Source organism: Niastella yeongjuensis, assembly GCF_900110245.1.
Classification (GTDB): Bacteria; Bacteroidota; Bacteroidia; order Chitinophagales; family Chitinophagaceae; genus Niastella; species Niastella yeongjuensis.
The window spans coordinates 51,596-72,643 of record NZ_FOCZ01000020.1 but is presented as its reverse complement, the minus strand read 5'-3'; the positions used below and the strand labels follow the sequence as shown (position 1 = coordinate 72,643).

16 protein-coding genes and 1 pseudogene are annotated in these 21,048 nt (G+C 46.0%); 11 read left to right on the top strand and 6 right to left on the bottom strand.

The genetic code is table 11. The features are described from left to right. Positions 1–51 precede the first annotated feature (51 nt). From BMX95_RS31645 to BMX95_RS31610, 8 genes are all read left to right on the top strand, one after another. On the top strand, positions 52–2,058 hold the full coding sequence (locus BMX95_RS31645) for a TonB-dependent receptor plug domain-containing protein (RefSeq protein ID WP_081201897.1): 2,007 nt from the start codon (positions 52–54) through the stop codon (positions 2,056–2,058). Between the two features lie 9 nt (positions 2,059–2,067). Then, positions 2,068–3,144, top strand: coding sequence for a YncE family protein (locus BMX95_RS31640; protein WP_081201896.1), 1,077 nt, complete (start codon positions 2,068–2,070; stop codon positions 3,142–3,144). Positions 3,145–3,381: 237 nt separating this feature from the next. Continuing rightward, positions 3,382–4,299, top strand: coding sequence for a family 2A encapsulin nanocompartment shell protein (locus BMX95_RS31635; RefSeq protein WP_081201895.1), 918 nt, complete (start codon positions 3,382–3,384; stop codon positions 4,297–4,299). Between the two features lie 5 nt (positions 4,300–4,304). Continuing rightward, the gene (locus tag BMX95_RS31630; protein WP_081201978.1) at positions 4,305–5,984 is read left to right on the top strand and encodes a family 2A encapsulin nanocompartment cargo protein cysteine desulfurase; all 1,680 of its coding nucleotides are present in this window, start codon (positions 4,305–4,307) and stop codon (positions 5,982–5,984) included. A 405-nt stretch (positions 5,985–6,389) separates the two neighbouring features. Next, complete coding sequence (locus BMX95_RS31625; protein WP_081201893.1) at positions 6,390–6,974, top strand: RNA polymerase sigma factor; 585 nt, start codon at positions 6,390–6,392, stop codon at positions 6,972–6,974. Between the two features lie 95 nt (positions 6,975–7,069). Beyond that, positions 7,070–8,248 (top strand): FecR family protein, encoded by a 1,179-nt coding sequence (locus BMX95_RS31620; RefSeq protein WP_081201891.1) that lies wholly within the window; start codon positions 7,070–7,072, stop codon positions 8,246–8,248. A gap of 297 nt (positions 8,249–8,545) precedes the next feature. After that, a complete protein-coding gene (locus BMX95_RS31615) occupies positions 8,546–11,923 on the top strand; it encodes a SusC/RagA family TonB-linked outer membrane protein (RefSeq protein WP_165758991.1) in 3,378 nt (1,125 codons plus the stop codon). Positions 11,924–11,943: 20 nt separating this feature from the next. Then, positions 11,944–13,308 carry a RagB/SusD family nutrient uptake outer membrane protein gene (locus BMX95_RS31610; RefSeq protein WP_081201888.1) on the top strand — a complete coding sequence of 455 codons (1,365 nt, stop codon included), beginning with the start codon at positions 11,944–11,946 and terminating at the stop codon, positions 13,306–13,308. Here the strand turns inward: BMX95_RS31610 and BMX95_RS31605 are convergent, their stop codons facing one another. From BMX95_RS31605 to BMX95_RS31595, 3 genes are all read right to left on the bottom strand, one after another. Further along, positions 13,309–13,593: a DUF6520 family protein gene (locus BMX95_RS31605; RefSeq protein WP_081201886.1), complete on the bottom strand. Its 285-nt coding sequence runs from the start codon at positions 13,591–13,593 to the stop codon at positions 13,309–13,311. Between the two features lie 282 nt (positions 13,594–13,875). Beyond that, a complete protein-coding gene (locus BMX95_RS31600; protein WP_081201884.1) occupies positions 13,876–14,124 on the bottom strand; it encodes an HTH domain-containing protein in 249 nt (82 codons plus the stop codon). Between the two features lie 134 nt (positions 14,125–14,258). Beyond that, positions 14,259–14,999 (bottom strand): M57 family metalloprotease, encoded by a 741-nt coding sequence (locus BMX95_RS31595; protein ID WP_081201883.1) that lies wholly within the window; start codon positions 14,997–14,999, stop codon positions 14,259–14,261. A 216-nt stretch (positions 15,000–15,215) separates the two neighbouring features. Here BMX95_RS31595 and BMX95_RS35765 point away from each other — a divergent pair. Beyond that, positions 15,216–15,365, top strand: a pseudogene (locus BMX95_RS35765) (sulfatase-like hydrolase/transferase); the annotation flags it as partial. Between the two features lie 13 nt (positions 15,366–15,378). Here BMX95_RS35765 and BMX95_RS31585 read toward each other — a convergent pair. From BMX95_RS31585 to BMX95_RS31575, 3 genes are all read right to left on the bottom strand, one after another. Beyond that, the gene (locus BMX95_RS31585) at positions 15,379–15,657 is read right to left on the bottom strand and encodes a hypothetical protein (RefSeq protein ID WP_177193737.1); all 279 of its coding nucleotides are present in this window, start codon (positions 15,655–15,657) and stop codon (positions 15,379–15,381) included. Between the two features lie 42 nt (positions 15,658–15,699). Then, positions 15,700–17,358, bottom strand: a complete 1,659-nt coding sequence (locus tag BMX95_RS31580; RefSeq protein WP_081201881.1) for an ATP-binding protein — start codon at positions 17,356–17,358, stop codon at positions 15,700–15,702. A 279-nt stretch (positions 17,359–17,637) separates the two neighbouring features. Then, positions 17,638–18,207 (bottom strand): hypothetical protein, encoded by a 570-nt coding sequence (locus BMX95_RS31575; protein ID WP_081201879.1) that lies wholly within the window; start codon positions 18,205–18,207, stop codon positions 17,638–17,640. A 176-nt stretch (positions 18,208–18,383) separates the two neighbouring features. Between BMX95_RS31575 and BMX95_RS31570 the strand changes: the two genes are divergently transcribed. Both BMX95_RS31570 and BMX95_RS31565 read left to right on the top strand, forming a co-directional pair. After that, complete coding sequence (locus BMX95_RS31570) at positions 18,384–20,399, top strand: ATP-binding protein (RefSeq protein ID WP_165758990.1); 2,016 nt, start codon at positions 18,384–18,386, stop codon at positions 20,397–20,399. Continuing rightward, entirely contained in the window at positions 20,389–21,039 is a 651-nt protein-coding gene (locus BMX95_RS31565; protein WP_081201875.1) for a response regulator transcription factor, read from the top strand. The genes BMX95_RS31570 and BMX95_RS31565 overlap by 11 nt, the downstream gene beginning before the upstream one ends. The last annotated feature ends 9 nt before the right edge of the window (positions 21,040–21,048 follow it).

Genomic DNA, 21,048 nt, shown 5'->3' with positions numbered 1-21,048 from the left:
TTTGTTGTTTTTACAGTTTGTTCCATGGTGTGCAGCCAAAACAAAAATTAATTGAAGACAGCTTTAATTATATCTGCTTTCCTTGGCGTGGGGCTTTTATTGCCGGCTGCGCTTGTTGCACAACAAAAAGACAGTGTAATAACCCTGGAAAAGGTGACTGTTGGGTCTCAAAAAAAGAAGCAACCATTCACCGCGATAACACCGGCCCAGTCTTTAAACCGCCAAACGCTGCAACAGATCAATGCACCCTCGGTGGGTGATGCGGCCCGTTTCTTTTCCGGTGTTCTGGTAAAAGATTATGGTGGCGTAGGCGGTCTTAAAACCATTTCGGTAAGAAGCCTGGGCGCACAACATACCGGCATCAATTACGATGGCATTCCGGTGTCTGATGCGCAAACCGGGCAGATAGATCTGAGCAAGTACAGCGTAACCTTTGTGCAAAGCATCGATCTGCAACAGGCGAATGCACAAACCGTGTTACAACCGGCCCGGGCCTATGCGGCTGCGGCTGTGCTCTCTATCAATACCCTCTCTTTTTCTACGGAAGCTTTACAACGGAATCGTTGGCAGGCCGGTTTAAGAGCAGGCTCCTTTGGGTTATGGCAACCATCCGCCGGAATAAACCTCGCGTTGCCCAAACAGATGGCACTTGGCATAAATGCCGAAGGGGTGTTCTCAAAAGGTAATTATCCCTATTATGTAGATAATGGCAGTTCCTCCCTGAATACCAAACGGAAGAATACCGATGTACAATCATTCCAGGGAGAAATAAATATGCTGAAACAATTCGCCGACAGTGCTACCTGGCAGGTAAAGTTGTCGGGGTATAACAGCAGCCGTGGATTGCCAGGCGCCGTAACATTTTATAATGAACGGTCGGTACAACACCTGTGGAACGAGGATTATTATGTACAAAGCCGCTACCGTAAATTCTTTAATCATAACAACACCGGCCTGCTGATATCAGCAAAGGCCACCCGCAGTTATACCAGGTACCGGGATCCCGATTACCAGAACAACAGTGGCGGGCTCGATAACCGGTATACCCAATACGAATACTACCTCAGTGCAGCCGTTAGCCAAATTGTACTGGAGCATTTGACCGTATCGGCCTCTTCAGATGCGGCTTATTCAAAGCTGAATGCCAATGTGGTGGGTTTTGTGTACCCCGAGCGCAAGAGCTTTTGGAACAGCATGGCGTTAAATTATACCCGACCCCTTTGGCAATTGAATGGGTCCGCTTTGCTTACTACTATCAACGACGAGGTGAAAACAGGGCCGGCTGCCAGTACCATCAATAAGCTTACGCCATCATTTGCATTCAATGGGAAGCTAACGGCACACAGTCCCTTTATGTTGCGCCTGTTTTACAAACATGTATTCCGGATGCCCAGTTTCGACGACCTGTATTACCGGCTTATTGGTAATACTTCCCTGCATCCCGAATATGCGCGGCAATATAATATCGGCGTCGTGTATGCAACAGCCATGAAGGGTGTGGTGAAACACCTGCAGCTAAGTGCCGATGCCTATTACAATTCAATCAGGGATAAAATAGTGGCGGTGCCCGGCAAAACGCTGTTTGGCTGGACGATGTTGAACCTGGGTAAAGTAAGCATTAAAGGCGTAGATGTAACAGCTGAAATAGATGGTGCATTCAGTGAACAGGTAAACTGGTTCACCCGGTTGAACTATACCTTTCAACATGCGCTGGATGTTACTGACCCAACAAGTGTAACCTATAAGAACAGGATCCTGTATACTCCCGATCACTCCGGTTCCGCATTGGCCAGTGTCAATTACCGGCAATGGACTGCCGGCTACAGCCTGTTGTTTTCCGGTATCCGGTACGATCTGGGTGAAAACAATCCACATAACCAGATAGAAGGTTGGGGAATACATGACGTATTTGTTTCCCGCCGGTTCAATATAAAACAATATGCCCTGCAGGTAAAAGGCGAGCTCAATAACCTGACCGATCAAAAGTATGATGTGGTACGGTTTTTCCCTATGCCGGGCAGGTCATGGAAAATAAGTTTGCTTTTTAATAATTTATAATTAACCAACATGAATCAGAACAGGATCATTTTATTAGTAACCCTTTTGGTAGCAGGTTTGGCGTCTTGTAAAAAAGATAAGGACGACACACAGGCGCCAAAGATTACTCCCGGTGTATTGGTATTGTGCGAAGGCCTGGCGAATAAAAATAACAGCATGCTTTCGTATTATAGTTTCAGTACCCAAACTGCCAGTACCGACTTATTTGCCAATACAAATGCTGGTACCGGCCTGGGTGATACGGGTAACGATATGGTGATCTATGGAGGTAAAATGTACATCGTAATGAATGTGTCGAGTGTAGTGACTGTAGTGGATGCACACACTGGCTTAAAAATTAAAAATATAGATTTTTTAAAATCTGATGGCGCGCCCCGCCAGCCCCGTTATGTGATACCTTACAAATCTAAAATACTGGTGTCTGACTGGGATGGTAAGGTGGCCGTTATTGACACCACTGGCTTAACCATTGAACAGGATATTAACCTGGGGAAAACCAATCTGGAGCAAATGGCCATCATTGGTGATAAATTGTATGTTGTTAATTCAGGAGCGTTGAATACGGTGAACGATTCAACCGTTTCAGAGATCAACCTGAACACCATGACCGAAACCCGTAAAATAACCGTAGGTTACAATCCCGGTTATATGACTGCAGACGAAGCAGGAAATTTGTACATCACGTGCGGTCCTGATTATAATACGGGCACTTTAGGGGCAAGACTGGTTAAGGTAAGCACCGCCAGCAATTCAGTGTTGAAAGTGGCTGACACCTCGGTAGGCCGCATTAAATACTATAACGGCGCGCTGTATGCAGCCAGCAGTTACGAAGGCGTGAAAACAGTACGGAAATTAAGCACCACCGATTTTTCACAGCAGAGCCCCAACTTTGTTACAGATGGCACTGTAATAGTTAATCCCTATAATGTGAATGTTAATCCCGACAACGACGATGTTTACATTACCGATGCAAAGGATTACAAAACTTCAGGCGAAGTATTTTGCTTTGATAAAAACGGTAAGATCAAATTTTCATTCTCTACCACGCCTGCGGTTAACCCCAGCACAGTGGTATTCGTAAAATAACAGTTCGTATAAATTTTCCTGGAAGGGCATGTGCTTAAGGGCGCATGCCCTTTGTGTTTTAAATTATAAGTATGTAAAAATGGTGGACTAATTAAAAAGTACTATCTTAGGGAACAGCCAGGCCATCCTTAGGATGTAATATTCCACTAAACAGGTAGGAAATAAATAATATAGGTTTTATCTGTTATTCATTCATTGATCACCCATCTAATTTTTTCTTCCTAAAAATCAATACTTATGGTTGAAGCAACAAGAAAACAGACCGCCCTTGGCGATGTGGCGGCCCGGCAATTGGCTATTGCAACCCGCACGGTGCCCCAAATGATCACCATTACGCCCCGCTGGCTTACCCATCTCTTAAGCTGGATCCCGGTTGAATCGGGCATTTACCGGCTTAATAAAGTTAAGGATGCCAGCAGTGTACAGGTTGATTGTTCTGCGCGCGATGAACGCGAACTGCCACAAACCTATGTTGACTATATTGAAGATCCCCGGGAGTATATGCTGAGTGCGGTGAATACCGTATTGGATGTGCATACCCGTGTGTCTGACCTGTACAGCAAACCGTATAACCAGATTGGTGAGCAGTTACGCCTGATCATTGAAACAATCAAGGAGCGGCAGGAGAGTGAGCTGATCAATAATCCCGAATATGGATTATTACACAGCATTGCTCCCCAGCAGCGGATCCGCACCCGCACGGGTGCCCCCACACCTGATGACCTGGACGAACTGATCAGCAAAGTATGGAAGCAACCGGGTTTCTTTTTATTGCATCCCATTGCTATTGCAGCTTTTGGCCGGGAATGTACCCGCCGGGGCGTTCCGCCACCAACGGTTTCTTTATTCGGTTCCCAATTCCTTACCTGGCGGGGTATTCCACTGATCCCAAGCGATAAGATCGCCATTGAAGACGGCAGATCCAAGATCTTACTGTTGCGTACAGGTGAAAGCCGCCAGGGGGTGGTAGGGTTGTATCAGCCCAATTTGCCCGGCGAGCAGTCACCCGGTCTGTCCGTTCGCTTTATGGGTATCAATCACCAGGCCATAGCCTCTTACCTCGTTTCCCTGTATTGTTCTTTGGCTGTACTGGTAGATGACGCCGTAGCGGTGCTCGATGATGTTGAAATTGGTAAATATCATCAATACAACTAATGGCTATGAGTGTAAATCATCAACATGCAAATGGACACGCAAACGGATTACCCGATGTAAAGATGCTGGAGCAGTTAGCCAACCGGTTTTTTAAAACACTGCCCAATGATCAGTCAGCCATTCCAACCTATCGGCTGGAGCCACCTGCACCTGCGAATGGCGCTGTACTGCAATCGGTGGCTGGCAGTGGAATCTCTCCCTCGGCATTGGAGCAGGGAAACTCTTTTGATTTAAAAGATCCGCAAACCAGTTTGCCCGATCCGCATTTTGTAGCCGGACAGATCCCGAAATCAGTAGCCGGCAGCGGCATTTCCCCTGCTATAGAAAATAAGAGCAACACCGTGCCTTCGTTTGAAGAAGAGTTACAGCAGATCCTGAAACAGATTTCGGTTATCATTCCCGGTTCACAGTTGCCCGATTTTTCAGCACCTTCTTTTTATTTCCTGGCTGGTCAACAATCAGGGATACACGCACAACCACCATTCGATCTCAATAAAGTACGGGCTGATTTTCCGATCCTGCAGCAACAGGTAAACGGGCACCCATTGATCTGGCTCGATAATGCAGCTACCACGCAAAAGCCCAGACAGGTGATCGATCGCATCAGTCAATTTTATGAAACGGAGAATTCCAATATACACCGCGCAGCGCATGAGCTGGCAGCCCGGGCAACAGATGCTTATGAAGGGGCGCGCAAAAAAGTACAGGGTTTTCTGAATGCGGCTTCTGTTAATGAAATCGTTTTTGTGCGGGGTTCCACCGAAGCCATTAACCTGGTAGCGCAAAGCTGGGGCGATCAACATCTAAAAGCCGGCGATGAGATCATTGTCAGTCACCTGGAGCACCACGCCAATATAGTACCCTGGCAGCAACTGGCGGCCAAAAAAGGGTTGGTGTTGCGCGTGATACCGGCAGATGATGATGGTCAGGTTATTCTGGAAGAATATGCAAAACTGTTAAGCCCCAAAACAAAGCTGGTTTCTTTTACCCAGGTGTCTAATGCACTGGGCACTGTTACGCCCGCAACGAAGATTACAGCCATGGCGCATGCTATCGGTGCTAAAGTATTGATAGATGGGGCACAGGCGGTTTCACACAAAAGGGTAAATGTACAGGAGCTGGATTGCGACTGGTATGTATTTTCCGGGCACAAGGTCTTTGGCCCAACCGGTATTGGGGTTTTATACGGAAAAGAAGCCTTGCTGAACGAAATGCAACCCTGGCAGGGTGGGGGTAATATGATCAGGGAGGTGACTTTTGAACATACTACCTATCAGCAGGCACCAGCCCGGTTTGAAGCGGGCACCGGTAATATAGCCGATGCCGTGGGGCTGGGTGCTGCCATCGATTATGTTTCTGCAATAGGATTAGAGCTGATTGATCAATACGAACATAACTTATTACACTATGCTACCGGGTTATTAAAACAGGTAAAAGGCTTGCGGCTCATTGGCACTGCTGCCGATAAAGCGGGCGTATTATCGTTTGTACTGGAAGGTTTCAAAACAGAAGAAGTAGGCGCCTGGCTCAATAAACAGGGCATTGCCGTACGTTCCGGGCATCACTGTGCCCAACCCATCCTGCGTCGCTTTGGCGTAGAGAGCACGGTTCGGCCATCACTGGCCCTGTATAACACCTGTGCCGACGTGGACACACTGGTACAGGCATTACAGCAGATCCACTAACGGAAATGCACCGTGTTTGCATTTTTAAGGTGTAAATACGGTGCATTTTTTTAGTGCACTCATGTCACTACCTGACGTTTTTTCGTGTACTCACAGCATTCTTTGTGTTGAAAATCAATGCACCATACTGTGAGAAAGCGCAGGTTAAAAATTCATTCCCAACATATTCTGAAAATTTTTTTAGCTTTGCGTATTCCCGGTTTGCAGTCAACCTGTCATATTTTAAGATCAATATTTGTATGCCGGGTGTTTCCCGTTCGCGTAGCTGTTACATAGATTCCCGCAGTCATTCCAACCAATTTAATAGGATGGTGTATTTGGACCTGTTCTGTCCAGATATCATTTCCGATAGCTTTTATTAAGCTGTACGGGGTGGTTTTTTCAACTCCAAACTGCCTGTTTATAATGAAAAAATTTCAATTGGATGAAGTAGCGTTATTGCAGGGACTTAACTGCCGGGATAAACATACCATCAATAAGTTGCATGGTCATATTCATAAGAAATTTTATTGGTACGCCTATGACTTTCTGAAAGATAAGGCGCAGGCAGAAGATGCTATTACCGATGCCTACCTCGCGATCATAAAATGGGAGGAGGCATTTGTAAGCCTGAACAATATTGAGGCATGGTTATATAAAAGGGTGCGCTGGATTTGTCTGGATATTTTGAAGAAAAGGGCAACCCATGGAAATATTGAGGATCTAATGGAAATGCCGGATGACGACAACAGCGTAGAGGAAAGAAAGACAAAAGCAGAGTTTTATCATTTAGCCTTACAGGCGATTGAAAATCTGCCTGACCGGAACAAAAAATTAATGAAACTCTACTACTTAGATGAGATGTCAACACGAGACATAGCCGACGAACTGGGAATGAACGTTAAAACGGTACATAATACAAGAAAACTGATACTGAAAGCCATAAGGAATGAACTTATCCGTAAGTCATTGACAGTGCTCATATTAGGTATACTGCTGCCGCTTAAATAAAAAAAAGTTGTCATTTTTTCGGGACTAACGATTGTTTGCCTCTTTTATTTAATCGCAGCACAACCCCAAAACATCCATCATATTAAACCTGGCATATGGCTACTACGCATTATAGGATGGCTGAGTTGGTACACAAGCACATGACAGGTAGCTTGTCAGGACCAGACAGCATTGAACTAAACCAGATCCTTACAGACCCCGCTAAACGGAAGCTCTTTGAGGAATTAACTGACTGGCACCAGACAAGGGCGCAGGTAAAGATCATGAGTGAAGGTAAAACCCGGGTTTCCTGGCGGCAAATAGAAGCGGCTTACCCCTTTCATAATAAATGGTATGGCTTGAAAAAATACCTGGCTGCTGCTGCGGTTATACTGCCTGTTGCCGGGGTGGTTGCCTGGTATTTTTATGCAAAACCGGCACAGGAAGTAATACCAACAGTAGCACCCGGCCCCGCTCAAACGCAGTTTGCCAGCTATCATGCCAAATCGCAAAAAGCGGTCTGGAAGCGGGCGGCCGGTCTGGCTGTTTTTCTGGATGAGCTAAAAAACGGAGTGATTGGTTATGCTGATGGCGAGCCGGTGATAAAGAACGACAGTGAACTGGTATACCCGGCTGCCCGGCGCAGTAATACCCTGTTAACCGATACACTGCAAACATTACGCGGCGGGTATTACCGGTTACAGTTGCCCGATGGCAGTAAAGTAGTGTTGAACAGCGCCTCAACCGTTTTGTTTGCTTCCACATCCGGTAGTAGTGAACGGCGGGTGTCAGTAATCGGGGAGGCTTATTTTGAAGTGGTAAAAGACCGCACCCGGCCATTTTATGTACGGGTACCCGGACTGGAAATTGAAGTAACTGGCACCAAATTCAATATAGAAGCATATGAAGAAGATAACATAATAAGAACATCGCTGGTGGAAGGTCATGTAAAATTAAAAGTTGGTAAACAGGTGACCTACCTGAAAGCCGGCGAACAGGCGGTGTTTACTGCATCGAAGCAACTCGAAGTGAAAACCGATGCCACCCTGGTAAAAGATGCCATTGGCTGGAAAGATGGATCTTTTGTTTTTAAAGACAATACGCTTAAAGAAATAATAAATGAATTGTGCCGGTGGTACAACCTGGAAGTCCAATATAAAGGTGAAATTCCTGAAAATACCTATTACGGTATCTTTTCCCGGTCCAGCACAATAGAGTCGATTCTTGACTATCTGCAAAAACAAACCGGTATCGGTTTTTTAGTAGACGGAAAAAGGATCATCATACAACCATAGTCCGGAGTTTGCTGCATCAATTGTAGTCTGTTCAAATCCCATAGCCATGCGGCTTATCCTATTCATCCCAAAGCCTTTCCTATTTTGACTTTATCCGCTCTGTCATTAGGAACCAATGACAGTCCTAAAGCACCCTGCGAACCTATAAATGGTTCGCAGGAGTTGTCAGGGGCCAACTCTCTTTATCATTTTTAATTAATTGGAGAATTGCCTGAAGGCAAAACGAAGTGAATTTACGATACTTCCGTTGGAGTATGCTTTCACTTCGTTTATTTTTTGGTTAAAGGCATTATGTTTATGAAACGATTGCTGTTTATTGTCATACTCTGCCTGTATGCAGGTAAAGTAACCTATAGTCAACTACAGATCTTGCAAAAAAAGATCCCGTCCAAATATAACGGGAAGCCGCTTTTTGTAGTACTGGAAGATATTCATGGGTACACTGATTTGACGGTTTTTGTGAGAACGGAATGGATGCGGTGTACAACCCCCGTGTACTGCAGGGAAGACAGCCTCACTGTAGAGGCATTACTAAATCGGATCTTTCAGGGGCAGCCCTTACAATATAAAATAAAAGACGGTTCTATCCAGATCTCTCCCAGACCATTAAAGGTGGTGATAACCGGATTATATGGGGCTCCGTTAGACTGGGTTTCGGTGACCATCCCCAATCGCCAGTCGGTTATGACAAACAGCAATGGGGAAGTGATCATCGATAATGCTGCCTGTGAACAACAGCTCAGTTGTAGCCGGGTGGGCTATGAACCCGACGTTTATGAATTGCACGGCGATACCCTTTTGCACGTGCGGATGAAACTGAACCTGGTTACGCTCGATAGTGTGTCTAAACTCATCAATACCGGTTTTCAGTTTCTCTACAAAGGACAGGCAACCGGCGCTTACTCCCAGGTATCCAAATCACAACTCGATCGTCAGATCGAAACCTCCATCTTAACAAAGATCGGCGGACGGGCAGCAGGGGTATTGGTCAATATGAACCGAATGCCCAACACCAACCTGCCTTTTATTTCCGTTCGCGGACAAAGCACCCTGTTCGCCAATACAGACCCCTTGTATGTAGTAGACAATCTCCCTTATTATGGAGATATCAGGAATATTAACCCGAACGATATTGAAAACATTACAGTGTTGAAAGATGCTGCGGCCACGTCTATCTGGGGCGCCCGCGCCGGCAATGGCGTCATTGTACTTACTACAAAAAAGGGGAATGACAGGAAAAGACCAATCCTTGAACTGAACAGCTCCCTCACTATAACGGCAAAGCCTGACCTTTGGTACCTGCCGCTGCCAAGCTCAAAAGAATACATCGGGATCAATAGCATGCTTTTCGATAATAGTTGTTTTAAAGGCGATCTCAATTCCTATTACACACTGGTGCCGCCTGACGTGGAGATCAGGCAACGATACAATGCGAAATCAATTACCGAGAAAGAGATGGAGGCGGAGCTCGACAGCCTCCGTTCAAAAGATGTACGCGATGATCAGCGTCGTTTGTTGTACCAGACCGGTTTAACAACCAGGCATACGCTGGGTGTTGCCGGTGGCGGTGAAAACCTGCGGTATTACCTGGGTGGTGGTTTTGAAAATAAAGGGATGACGCAGGTTAAGTCGTACCAGCAACGGACCACCCTTACGGGTAACCTGAGCTATGCTAAGAATTTGTGTGAGTTTGGTGTGCAGGTGTTTTTTACCGACACGCGGTCTACGGTGCATGCCACCCCGGATGGATTTTTTCCTTATTCAGATCTGAATGAGGAAGTGCCGCGTGACCTGAAACCACATTATAAAGATAGTGTATCGGGGTTGTTGCAGGACTGGGCGTATCGCCCGCTGCAGGAAAACCGGGAAACAGCCACTTTCCAAAAAGGACGGCACTCCCGGTTAACCCTAACAGGTAAATTTCATCTGACGAGTGATTTAAACGTGCAGTTTATCTATGAGCGGCAGCAGGGCGCAGAAGAAATAAATGATATAAAAGGCGCCGCATCTTACTATGCCCGGAATTTGCAGAACAGGTTTGCCAGCAGTAATGGCGGTGTTGCGGACTATTTGATCCCGCTTGGTGGCATCCTTGATTACGGCACCAATGAATACACAGCCAATAAAGCGCGGGTGCAGTTGAATTTTGAGTGGAATAAGAAGCGGAATCTGCGCATCTCGGCCCTGGGCGGGGTGGAATTTGGAAAGTTTAGAACAGACAGCTTTGCCATGCGCTATTTTGGGTATTATGGCGATCGCAACCGGGCCGTCCCTGCTACAAAATTTGACGGGAACTATCCATTGTTTTATGATCCATCATCAACAGATCGTGTGCTCAATGTAAATCGGATAGGCGCCGGTTTTGATTTTTATCCTTCTGCTTATATCAATACCGCATTCACCGTAAGGCGCAGATATACCTTTTCTGTTAGTGGGCGGATAGACCAATCCAATCTCTTTGGCCTGAAAACAAATCGCCAAAGTATACCTCTGTGGTCTTCGGGTTTTAGGTGGAATGCCGGGGATGAATCCTTTTATCCCAAGACGTCATTTTTGCCTTATTGCACACTCAGGGCATCGTATGGCTTAAGCGGTAATGTCGATAAACGCACTACCGCTTATACCTCTGCGGTGATAGAGGCTGGCACCAACCAGTTCAATGCCGTTCAAATGAGTATTATTAGCCCCAATAACCCTTTTCTCCGATGGGAAAAGAGCGGTTTGTTCAATGTTGGTATCGATCTGGCAGACCGGAAAAAACAACTGGAATTAAGTGTTGACTATTACCGCCGGAAATCAAGCTTTTTATTGGCACAGGGAGCTCAGGACCCAACCCTGGGCAGTAGCTTTTTCTGGGGTAACAATGCAGCTATGGAAGGAAGTGGCTTTGATGTAAGCCTCGCAACCAATCATGCCTTTGGGAAGCAATGGCGGTTGAATACTTTGTTACTGCTTGGCAAAACCACCAATAAGGTTACCCGTTATGATGCTTCATATAATCAGGCCTGGTATTATACTGAACCGGATTTATTAACTCCAAAGGTGGGCGATGCAGTAAATTCACTGTATGCATATAAGTGGGGCAAGCTGGATGCAAGTGGCGATCCGCAAGGTTATTTGAATGGGGAGCTGAGCAAAAACTACGACTCCATTTACACGGCTTCGCCCAATAGCCTGGAACGGGTGGGTTCCAGGGTGCCTATCTATTCAGGCAGTTTTTTTAGTTCTTTAAGTTATGGGCGGTTTACTGTAGCTGCTACGCTTGTATTCAAAGCCAAATATTATTTCAGGCGCAGCTCCATTAACTATGGCCGGCCATTGAGTATGGTGGTAGCGGGTTTGGATGACTATGCAAACCGTTGGCAGGTGGCGGGCGATGAAAATAAAACAGATGTTCCTGCCCTGAATGCTGACCCTTCCCGGAATCTGTTCTACAGCAATGCCATGCCGTTGGTGGTGAAAGGAGATCATATCCGATTGTACGATGCATCGGTAACCTATAATTTACCTGCGGCCGGGCTGAAAAAAATGAAACTGCAGGCATTGAGTTTTTATTGTATCGGCAATAACCTGGGATTGATATGGAAGGCTGCGCCGGGCAAAATAGATCCGGATTATCTCACTGGCAGCCCCGAACCTAAAAGCATAACAGTTGGCGTAAAGTGTACTTTTTAAATTATAGACACAAGATTAATATGAAATATGCGATTGCTTTGCTGTTGGTTTTATTACAAACGACAGCCTGTAATAAAAAAGACCTGTTAAAAGAAAAACAGGGTACTGCGATTATTGTGCCCACAACACCCGCTGACCTCCAGGCCCTACTGGATTATGAGGAAGTGTTTGCACCAACCACTTCGTTTAATTTTATTGGTGGCGACGAGTTTTATTTCGTAGAATCTGCATTGCCGGGTTTGAAGCAAAGTATAGTGAATGCCTATCTGCATAAAGATTTTTTATTTGATGAAGGGGAAGAAGTGCCCGACTGGAACAATGCGTATGCGCAGGCATATTATGCCAATAATGTACTGGAGGGCGTGAAACGGTTACGGGGCAGCATCGACGAGAAAACGTTAAACCCCCTGGCAGGTGATGCTTACTTTAAACGTGGCTTTGCATTTTTTAACGCAGCCCAGATCTTTGCGCTGCCCTATTCCCTTAATACTTTGGAGGAGCCGGGTATTCCCCTTCGGCTCACCATCGACCGGGATGAAGACCTGAAACGCAGTTCTGTGGCTGCTACTTATCAACAGATCATCGATGACCTGGAGGCGGCAATCGGGTTGTTGCCGGCAATAGTAGATACTGCACACCCTAATCGGAGCAGCCGGCCGGCAGCCTGTGCGTTGCTTGCCAGGGTGTATTTAAGTATGGGTGTATACGATCAGGCATTGGATGCCGCAAAAAGATCGCTGGTGTATGATTCATTGATCAATTTCAATGCGGCGTTAACGAATGCTGCATTGCTTGTAAGCGCTACCAATAAAGAAACGCTCTACCAAAGCAGAATAGCCAGCGATGGCGACGGATTGTATGAAGCCATGATAAAACGACAGGTCTTTGTTGATTCCACGTTGTTGCGGGAATATAAAACCGGTGATCTGCGAAGGGCCCTCTTTTTCACAAAGAATAATCCGCCATCAGTTTTCAAATCGGGTTATTTTGGAAAGCTCTATCCGTTCACCGGTTTGAATACGGCAGAACAATTCCTTATTGTAGCGGAATGTTATGCCCGGCAGGGTGAGGTAGATACTGCTCTGTTCTATTTAAATAAATTGCTGAAAAGCCGTTGGAAAACAGAACAATACGTTCCCTATACTGCATCCACACCCCAAATGGCACTCAGTATCATTCTTCTGGAGCGAAGAAAAGAGCTCATCTTCCGCGGACTCCGGTGGACCGATATCCGGCGGTTAAACGTAAATGATACTTTGCTTACGCTGACACGAACAGTGCAAGGGCAAACATATGAGCTGTTTCCCAACAGCCGGCGATACGCATTACCGATACCCGGGCAGGTACGCCGGTTCAATAAACATATCGATCAAAATACCTATTGACTACTTTTTTGAGTGGAGTTCGTCATCATAAATAGGATAGTAAAAACCGAATTGACAGGGAAGATAGGGGCTCCCCAGGCCTGGTTTGTAATAAGTGCAGATCCCGGCACCTCCCACGCAGGCATAATCAACGCCCTCTTCACCTGCATATACAAATGTACCGTTCCATGGAATGAATTGCACAGCGGATTTACAGGTTCTGCAATTAGTAAGGCTGGAGGCAAAAGCACCCCCGATACCCATTACAATAGCAATGGATATGAAAAGTAATTTCCACTTTTTCATGCTTTAAAATTTAAATGGTCATAGAAAGTTTTTAATAAAGAAGCGACACTGGAATTCATATCATAGAGTAGCGTGCGGGGACCGGATAAGTTTATGGTAAAAGCATGCCTTATATATTTTAAACAACGGTATGTCACAATTTGACAAAAAACAAGGGAAAAATAATATTAAGAGCGGTATTGAGCTGATTCAGGTAATAACCGGCAACACTGGAACCTTCCAATGGCTTTATGCAGAAATAGTAAAATAATTGTGAAACAGACAAAATAATGCCGGCGCAGCCTAATCTTCACCAATCGTATTCGCATTTATAAACCGGAGGTTGAACCCACCCTGACGTTCATAATAATAGCTTTGGCGCAGTTTGCTGTATACAATAGGTGCGCCCTGTTCTTTCATAAACGATAGATACTCGTATAATAAACTTTCTGAAATGTGAAGCCTTTCTGCAAGTTGTTTTGGTGTACCGGTTCCCTTCATGCGGATAAGGCGGTCGATGTATTCCAACCGGTTGAAATAATGCTTTGGCATAAGTTAGCAATTACGGCTCCAGAAATTTACGCATTTCTTCCATGATAAGTATAGGGAAACAATGCACATTTCCGTTAGGCGGTAAATAAAAAAGCATCCCGGTTTAATCGGGATGCTTAACCTACCCAAATACATTAGAGCGGGTACAGAACTGCAGCCGCCTGTTTGTCTTTTGTGGAAAGAACGGTAGCACCGCTGCCGCACTGGCCGCCGTTCATAATAGAGGACGCATCGGTGCCGCCAACGCCGGGCACGGCCGTAGCAGATGATTCGCCGATAGAAGACCAGTTGGTATGCCGGAATGAAACGTTGTGACCCATTTCATGACAAATGGTACGAGCCCGTTGCGCAAAACTATTACCGGCAATATAGTTTTTGTTAATACGGATGGTACCGCCCGCATTACCCCCGGAAGGGAAGGTGCCGGAACCGCATACCCCGTTACCCAAATTGCTGTTAATGATCAGCACATCGTATGTGCCGGTCACAACCGTCCAGTGAATGCGGCTGCCGGGAACGGCATTCCATTGGGCAATAGCCGAGTTGATCTCCGAAGCCATGGAACTCATGGTCGCATCTACTCTTAGCCGGATATTCGTCACTTTAGTGCTGCTAACCAGGCTGCCGGTATAATATTGTTCGGTGCTCACCTTGTCGGGTACCACCATGTCTTTAGAAAAAGAAATATCCCCCTCGACTATAAATTCACCGGGTTTGTCAACGATTTCACTGGCGGGGAAACCCAGCTTCAGGATGTGAGCATACACTTTGTTGGCATTGTCGTCGGGTGCGGGTGTTTCAATGGTGTTGTTCTTTTTGCAGGCTATAAAACTTATAGCAAAAAGCAGTGCAAGATGGAATGATCGGTTCCTCATGTAGTTTTTGTTTAAAGTGATAAATAAGGTTCTTGTTTTTAAAATTAGGCGATGAGGTTCCGGTAATACTGGAGCACAATTCGCTAAATACCTATCTTCATAGCTATGAAAAAACGACTGCTATTCAGTGCCCTGTTCTGTATCCGGTTATTAATGGCAGCCGCACAACGCCCCAACATCATTATTGTGCTTACCGACGATATGGGCTAAAGCGATCTGAGTTGTTATGGCAACCCGCTTATTCAAACTCCTTTTCTCGATCAGCTGGCAGCCAAAAGCACCAAGGCCACCGGGTATATGGTTTCTTCTCCTACCTGCACGCCGTCGCGTGTGTCGCTTTTAACCGGCCGGTACTGCACTCGCAGCGGGTTGAATGCACCTATTCCTCCCGGTAATAAAATAGGCCTGCCTGATGAAGATGTAAGCAGCAAATTTTTACGGTGCAGTTCAATGGTTCCATGGGCGCATGCGCCAGGTAAGGAAATACATACTCCGCCCCGATCTTTTTTGTTGATTTGGCCAGTGCATCGGCAGCCTCTCCGGCTTTACCTGCAGGGATACCTTTGGTGGAAGCCAGTTTTCTATATTCCTGGAATTGCGTGGTGGTGCCGAAGCTGGCTGCGGCGCCGGGGTCCCAGTCTGTCGGGAAAATATACATCCAGTCCGAATTTGGCTTCGTGTAGATAACGGGTTGGAGATTTCAATCAACCAACTGCACAATGCGTTTGTACAGCTCTGCAAATTCGAATGGCTTTGTCATATATTCATTCATGCCTGCATGCAAACACTGCCATTGTTCATCTTTCATGGCAGTAGCCGTCATGGCAATGATGGGGGTGGTTAAACGCAGTTGATGACGGATATAGTAGGTAGTGGCATAGCCATCCATTTTAGGCATTTGCAGGTCCATAATAATAAGGTCGTATACCTTATCCTGTTGTAAATACTTCACAGCTTCTTCGCCGTTATTGGCGATGGTTACGGCACCACCGGCTTTGCGCAATACAAATTCGATCAGCTTCTGGTTTATTTCATTGTCTTCAGCTACCAGTACATTTTTACCGGCCAGCAGGTTGTTGTATTCCTGGGTGCCGGAATGTGCAGGCGCTTCGGGAGCCTGTTTATTGGTTAATCCATAGGTCAGATAAAATTGAAAAACAGAACCCTTGCCTACGGTGCTGGTCACGGAAATATCACCGCCCTGTAATTGCAGCAATTGTTTGCAAATGGTAAGTCCCAGTCCGGTACCGCCAAAGCGGCGCGAAGTATCCTGACTGGCCTGTGAAAAGCTGTCGAAAATATAACCGATGCTTTCGGCGGGGATGCCTACACCGGTATCTGTTATTTTGAAACAAACGACCATTTGTTCAGCAGTTTGTTCCTGGATACTTACATCGATGTTGATGCTGCCCTTGTTGGTGAATTTGATAGCGTTGCTGATAAGGTTGTTCAATACCTGGTTCAACCGGTGCGGGTCGCCGGTTACACAATCGGGGATGTTAGGGTCAACTGACATTTGCAGCTGCAATCCTTTTGAATGCAGCGGGTGTGCAAAAAGCGAACGGGTACTGTTCAATACCTCACGAATGCTGAGGTCTATCTTTTCAATATGCAATTTGCCGGCTTTTATTTTAGAAAAATCGAGGATGTCGTTGATCACCACCAGCAGGGTATTGATGGAACGTTTTATCATGCCTGCCATGTCCTGCTGTTTTTCGCTAAGCGGGGTTTCCAGCAATAGATCGGTCATGCCCTTGATGCCATTCATGGGTGTTCTGATTTCATGGCTCATGTTGGCGAGAAATTGTTCCTGCATTTTTCGGGCCTGCCGGGCTTCTGCAATAGCGGCAATCAATTTACGCTGGGTGGTTTTGTGTTGGGTAATGTCATTGTTTACCATAAACAAAATGATCACTACAAAAAGAAATGCGCCCACCCGGCCCAGGATCAGCACCAGGGCCACATGCTGGTTTACCAGAATATTGGCATCCTTTCTGGCAGCCAGTAATAGCTTTTCCTCGTTGAGCATGTAATACAGCAGCTGTTTGATTTCTGCTACAGGTTTTTTAGCGGCAACGTATTCACGCAGGGTGGGAAGGGCATGTTGGAGGTCTTTGTTTACCTGCGTTGTCTTTTCCAGCGAATCGAGCAGGGCGGAAGTAACACCTCCTGTTTCATACAACGAGGTTACGGCCATTTGAAGTGTTTCAATGGTCTCGTAGGTTTGATTGATGTAAGAATTGCTTTTTTCGATATTCTGTTTGCCGGAATAGATAAACCCGCTTGCTACGCCAAGCGTAATAACGGAGAAAAGTAATAACCATGTTATCTTCCTGTGTATAACAATGCTACGCTTCAAAATAGACCTTTCGGGTTTAACCCATTCCCCATTGTAGCAGGAATGGCGCCTTAATATAAATGCAGTTTTTTTGAATTTATTATCTGTTATGCAAAATAACAGCAATAAGCAGCAAGATAGCTAAAGGTGAGTGGGTATGGAAGCGAAATATTGTGTGAGCGGGGATGTTTATTACTTAGTTGATCAGGGTTATTATTAAAGAAGTAAGAGGTAGGAAGTAAGAGGTAAGAAGTAAGAAATAGGAAAGCCTCCCCCTAATGGGGGGAGGTTGGAGGGGGCTTAGAATTTAATAGCTAAACCAAGGTTCAGGATAGAAACACCATAACCCAGTTCGGCAAAAGCGCCAATATGCTCTGTGAACAGATAGCGGCCGCCAACAAAGGCAGAAAGCCCCAGGCCGCTGTTATAACTGCCCGCTGCATGGAAACCATTGTTGCCGGCATTGTCGCTGTATTTATAGCTAAGGATGTTATACGATAACATCAGGCCACCATATACATCGAACTTTTTATTGTTGATGCCATTGTAATGGTACGCGCTGCGTAAACCAATAATCGTATAATTCCATTTGTGCGTGGCGTGATATGGACCGTAATCCTCGGAATATTTGTAACTCTTAGTACCTAAATAACCGCCTAAACTGATCACGCCGGGACCGCCAATGTCCCAAACGCCTCTTTCATATTGCAGACTTAAACCGGGTGTTTGTGAGCCATACGTATAGCTGCCGAAATTACCGCCAAGTCCTATTCCGGCGCTGACAACGTTTGTACCTTTTTCAAAAAACTGAGCGTGTGTGGTTGTTGCGGAGATAATTGCAATAAACAGCACTAAAGCTATTTTTTTCATGTTCCGTTATTGATTTAAAAATTGAAACAAAATTATAAACGCATTAAAGTGCCGCATATACCGGTGGTTAAGTAATTCTTTCTACTGGTTTTCCGGTATTTTTAATATGAAATTTAAAAGGTATGGGTATTCGATTATTTTTGACGTTTAATCGAACGGCCAAACGTATAACAGCAATGAGAAGAACGCTTTACACAATCCTGTTCCTATTTATTATTGTACCCATTTGCAGCGCCCAGCTTGTTTACACATTGGATGACGATGCCGCCTATGTGGCAAAAAAGGAAAAAGAGGCGGCGGCACTAACAACTGATAGTGCAAAAGCCTATGCCTACCTTAAATTATCCTCCATTTGCCGGCTTATTGGCGATACGGCCAAGATTAGGGATTACCTCAACCGCGGTATTGCCTTAAGTCAGCCACACTCGTTTGCAGAAGCGGCCTCCTGGTTTTATAAAGCCCAAACCCTGTATGCCGCCGGAAATATTGCAGCGATCGAAGCTACTTTGCTGAAAGGCGATTCTGCCTTGCAGCACTTCCCATATAAAGAAGCGTACAAGGTGCGCGGGTACGTACTGCACGCTTATGGTACCCTGCAACAGATGAAGGGCGGTGAAAAAGATGCCATGGATGTTTTTGTGAACAAGGCCCTGCCCATTGCCAAACAATCGGAAGACGATTTTTTGATCGGCAATGTGGAGAAGGCCATCGCCACGGTTTTTATGAATGCCGACCGGCGCGTGGATGCTGCCGGGTATTTGCTTCGCGCCATCGATCATATTGAACGCTCGGCCATGGATAATGCCATTCGTATTGAAACCCTGGTAGAAGTGAATGTATATGCTGCGGAGAATTATGTATATGGCCATAAGCTCGATTCTGCCAAAATATACCTCGATAAAGCCAGCCGTATTCTGGCGCCCAAACCCAATTCGAACCTGTACCTGACTTACTATTATGCCGAAGGCGCTTATTTCGACCGCAACAAACAATACAGTGCAGCGGTGGCCAGTTTTGATAAAGGGATTGCATTGGGTAAGGATGAACCCCGTGCCGCCTATGCTGTTAAACGATTGAAGATCGCCAAATACAAAGCCCTCCTCAGCAAAAAAGATTATACCGCAGCGCTGACGGTGATGCATGAGATGATCAACAGTCCGCTCACGCTCATTACCGATAAACGCATTTACTACAAAGACCTGGCAGAAACCTATGCCGCAGTAGGCAATAAATCGGCAGCCTACGACTGGGCCTCCCAATACATTGAATTAAGCGATAGCCTGTACGACGCCAAATTCCAGAACGATATCATAGAACTGGAGAAGAAATACAACAATGCCGAGAACCAGAAAAAGATCACCTTGTTGCAGGCAGCCAAAGAGAAAGCCGATCTGAAATCGCGCAACAATCAATTGCTGGCCTTTTCGTTTGCCGGCTTTAGTCTTTTCCTGCTGGCAGTGGCCATTTTGGGCTGGTTGTATTACCGCAACAGCCGCAAACTGGTTGCGCAGAGGGAATTGAGTCATCAGCAACAACTGAAGGATATCAGTCAGCAACAACAGTTGAAGCTGGCTGCGGCATTATTACAGGGCGAAGAACGCGAGCGCAAACGGCTGGCCGGCGATCTGCACGACGGGTTGGGCGGTATGCTTGCGGGCGTTAAGATCAACCTGTCGAGATTATCACCCGCCACCAATGAAGATGCGATCGCAAAAGATCTGCCGGTGATCATTAACCAGCTCGACAGATCTGTAAATGAATTGCGGCGGATAGCACGAAATATGATGCCTGAGTCGTTATTGAATTCAGGATTGGAAATAGCGTTGAAAGAAACTTGTGAATCCTTTACCTCACCCGCTTTGCAGGTAGACTTTCAGGCTTTAAATATTGAAAACAATATTGCAAAGGATATGCAGGTGACCATTTTTCGCATTGTACAGGAATTGCTTACCAATGCCGTGCGCCATGCAGGCGCCACTGCCATCCTGGTGCAATGCAGTATGAATGAAAATACGTTTTACATCACTGTAGAAGACAATGGCAAAGGCTTCACAACCGAACAGGCAACAGTAGGAAAAGGGATCGGATTAACGAATGTAAAGAACAGGGTCGATTACCTGAAAGGTAACCTCGACATTGAATCATCGCCCGGCGCAGGCACCACCATAAATATTGAATTCCATGTTGGCTGATAAGAAAAAGATAACTATTGCTATAGTCGATGACCACCCGATTGTACTGGAAGGGTTACAAAAAGTATTGATGCAGGCATATGATTATGTAAGTACCCTCTGCTTCAGTACCGGCGGCGAATTCCTGAACTTTATAAAGAAAGCAGGTACCGGCACCGACATTGTGCTGATAGACATTACGCTGCCCGATATCAATGGGATCGATCTGTGCCGGGAAGTAAAAACATTATCGCCCGATACCTGCGTACTGGCTTTCAGCAACCACAATGAACGCAGTACCATTATGCGGATGTTACAGAACGGGGCCAGCGGCTACCTGCTCAAAAACTGTACGGCCGGCGAAGTGGTATCCTGCATCAATGAAGCGCTGAGCGGACAAATCGCCTTCAGCCGCGAAGCCCGGGAGATCATGGCCAGGCCTTCGGCCCGTGACTGGCAGGTGCTGCCTGCGCTCACCAAACGCGAAAAGGAAGTACTGAAACTGGCGGCCGATGGTCAAACCAGTGCAGCTATTGCCGTGCAACTGCATGTAAGTCCGCTTACGGTAGAAACGCATCGTCGCAACCTGATGCAAAAATTCAATGTTAAAAGCATTACGGCTGCGGTAAAAGTGGCCATGGAAATGGGATTATTGGGCTAAAAAAGGATG

Excerpts from the sequence above, each read along its gene's own strand:
- BMX95_RS31625 (WP_081201893.1), top strand. The coding sequence starts at position 6,390 with ATGAAAAAATTTCAATTGGATGAAGTAGCGTTATTGCAGGGACTTAAC.
- BMX95_RS31595 (WP_081201883.1), bottom strand. The coding sequence starts at position 14,999 with ATGAGGAACCGATCATTCCATCTTGCACTGCTTTTTGCTATAAGTTTT.
- BMX95_RS31565 (WP_081201875.1), top strand. The coding sequence starts at position 20,389 with ATGTTGGCTGATAAGAAAAAGATAACTATTGCTATAGTCGATGACCAC.
- BMX95_RS31585 (WP_177193737.1), bottom strand. The coding sequence starts at position 15,657 with ATGTATATTTTCCCGACAGACTGGGACCCCGGCGCCGCAGCCAGCTTC.
- BMX95_RS31570 (WP_165758990.1), top strand. The coding sequence starts at position 18,384 with ATGAGAAGAACGCTTTACACAATCCTGTTCCTATTTATTATTGTACCC.
- BMX95_RS31610 (WP_081201888.1), top strand. The coding sequence starts at position 11,944 with ATGAAATATGCGATTGCTTTGCTGTTGGTTTTATTACAAACGACAGCC.
- BMX95_RS31600 (WP_081201884.1), bottom strand. The coding sequence starts at position 14,124 with ATGCCAAAGCATTATTTCAACCGGTTGGAATACATCGACCGCCTTATC.
- BMX95_RS31630 (WP_081201978.1), top strand. The coding sequence starts at position 4,305 with ATGAGTGTAAATCATCAACATGCAAATGGACACGCAAACGGATTACCC.
- BMX95_RS31635 (WP_081201895.1), top strand. The coding sequence starts at position 3,382 with ATGGTTGAAGCAACAAGAAAACAGACCGCCCTTGGCGATGTGGCGGCC.
- BMX95_RS31615 (WP_165758991.1), top strand. The coding sequence starts at position 8,546 with ATGAAACGATTGCTGTTTATTGTCATACTCTGCCTGTATGCAGGTAAA.
- BMX95_RS31575 (WP_081201879.1), bottom strand. The coding sequence starts at position 18,207 with ATGAAAAAAATAGCTTTAGTGCTGTTTATTGCAATTATCTCCGCAACA.
- BMX95_RS31620 (WP_081201891.1), top strand. The coding sequence starts at position 7,070 with ATGGCTACTACGCATTATAGGATGGCTGAGTTGGTACACAAGCACATG.
- BMX95_RS31640 (WP_081201896.1), top strand. The coding sequence starts at position 2,068 with ATGAATCAGAACAGGATCATTTTATTAGTAACCCTTTTGGTAGCAGGT.
- BMX95_RS31605 (WP_081201886.1), bottom strand. The coding sequence starts at position 13,593 with ATGAAAAAGTGGAAATTACTTTTCATATCCATTGCTATTGTAATGGGT.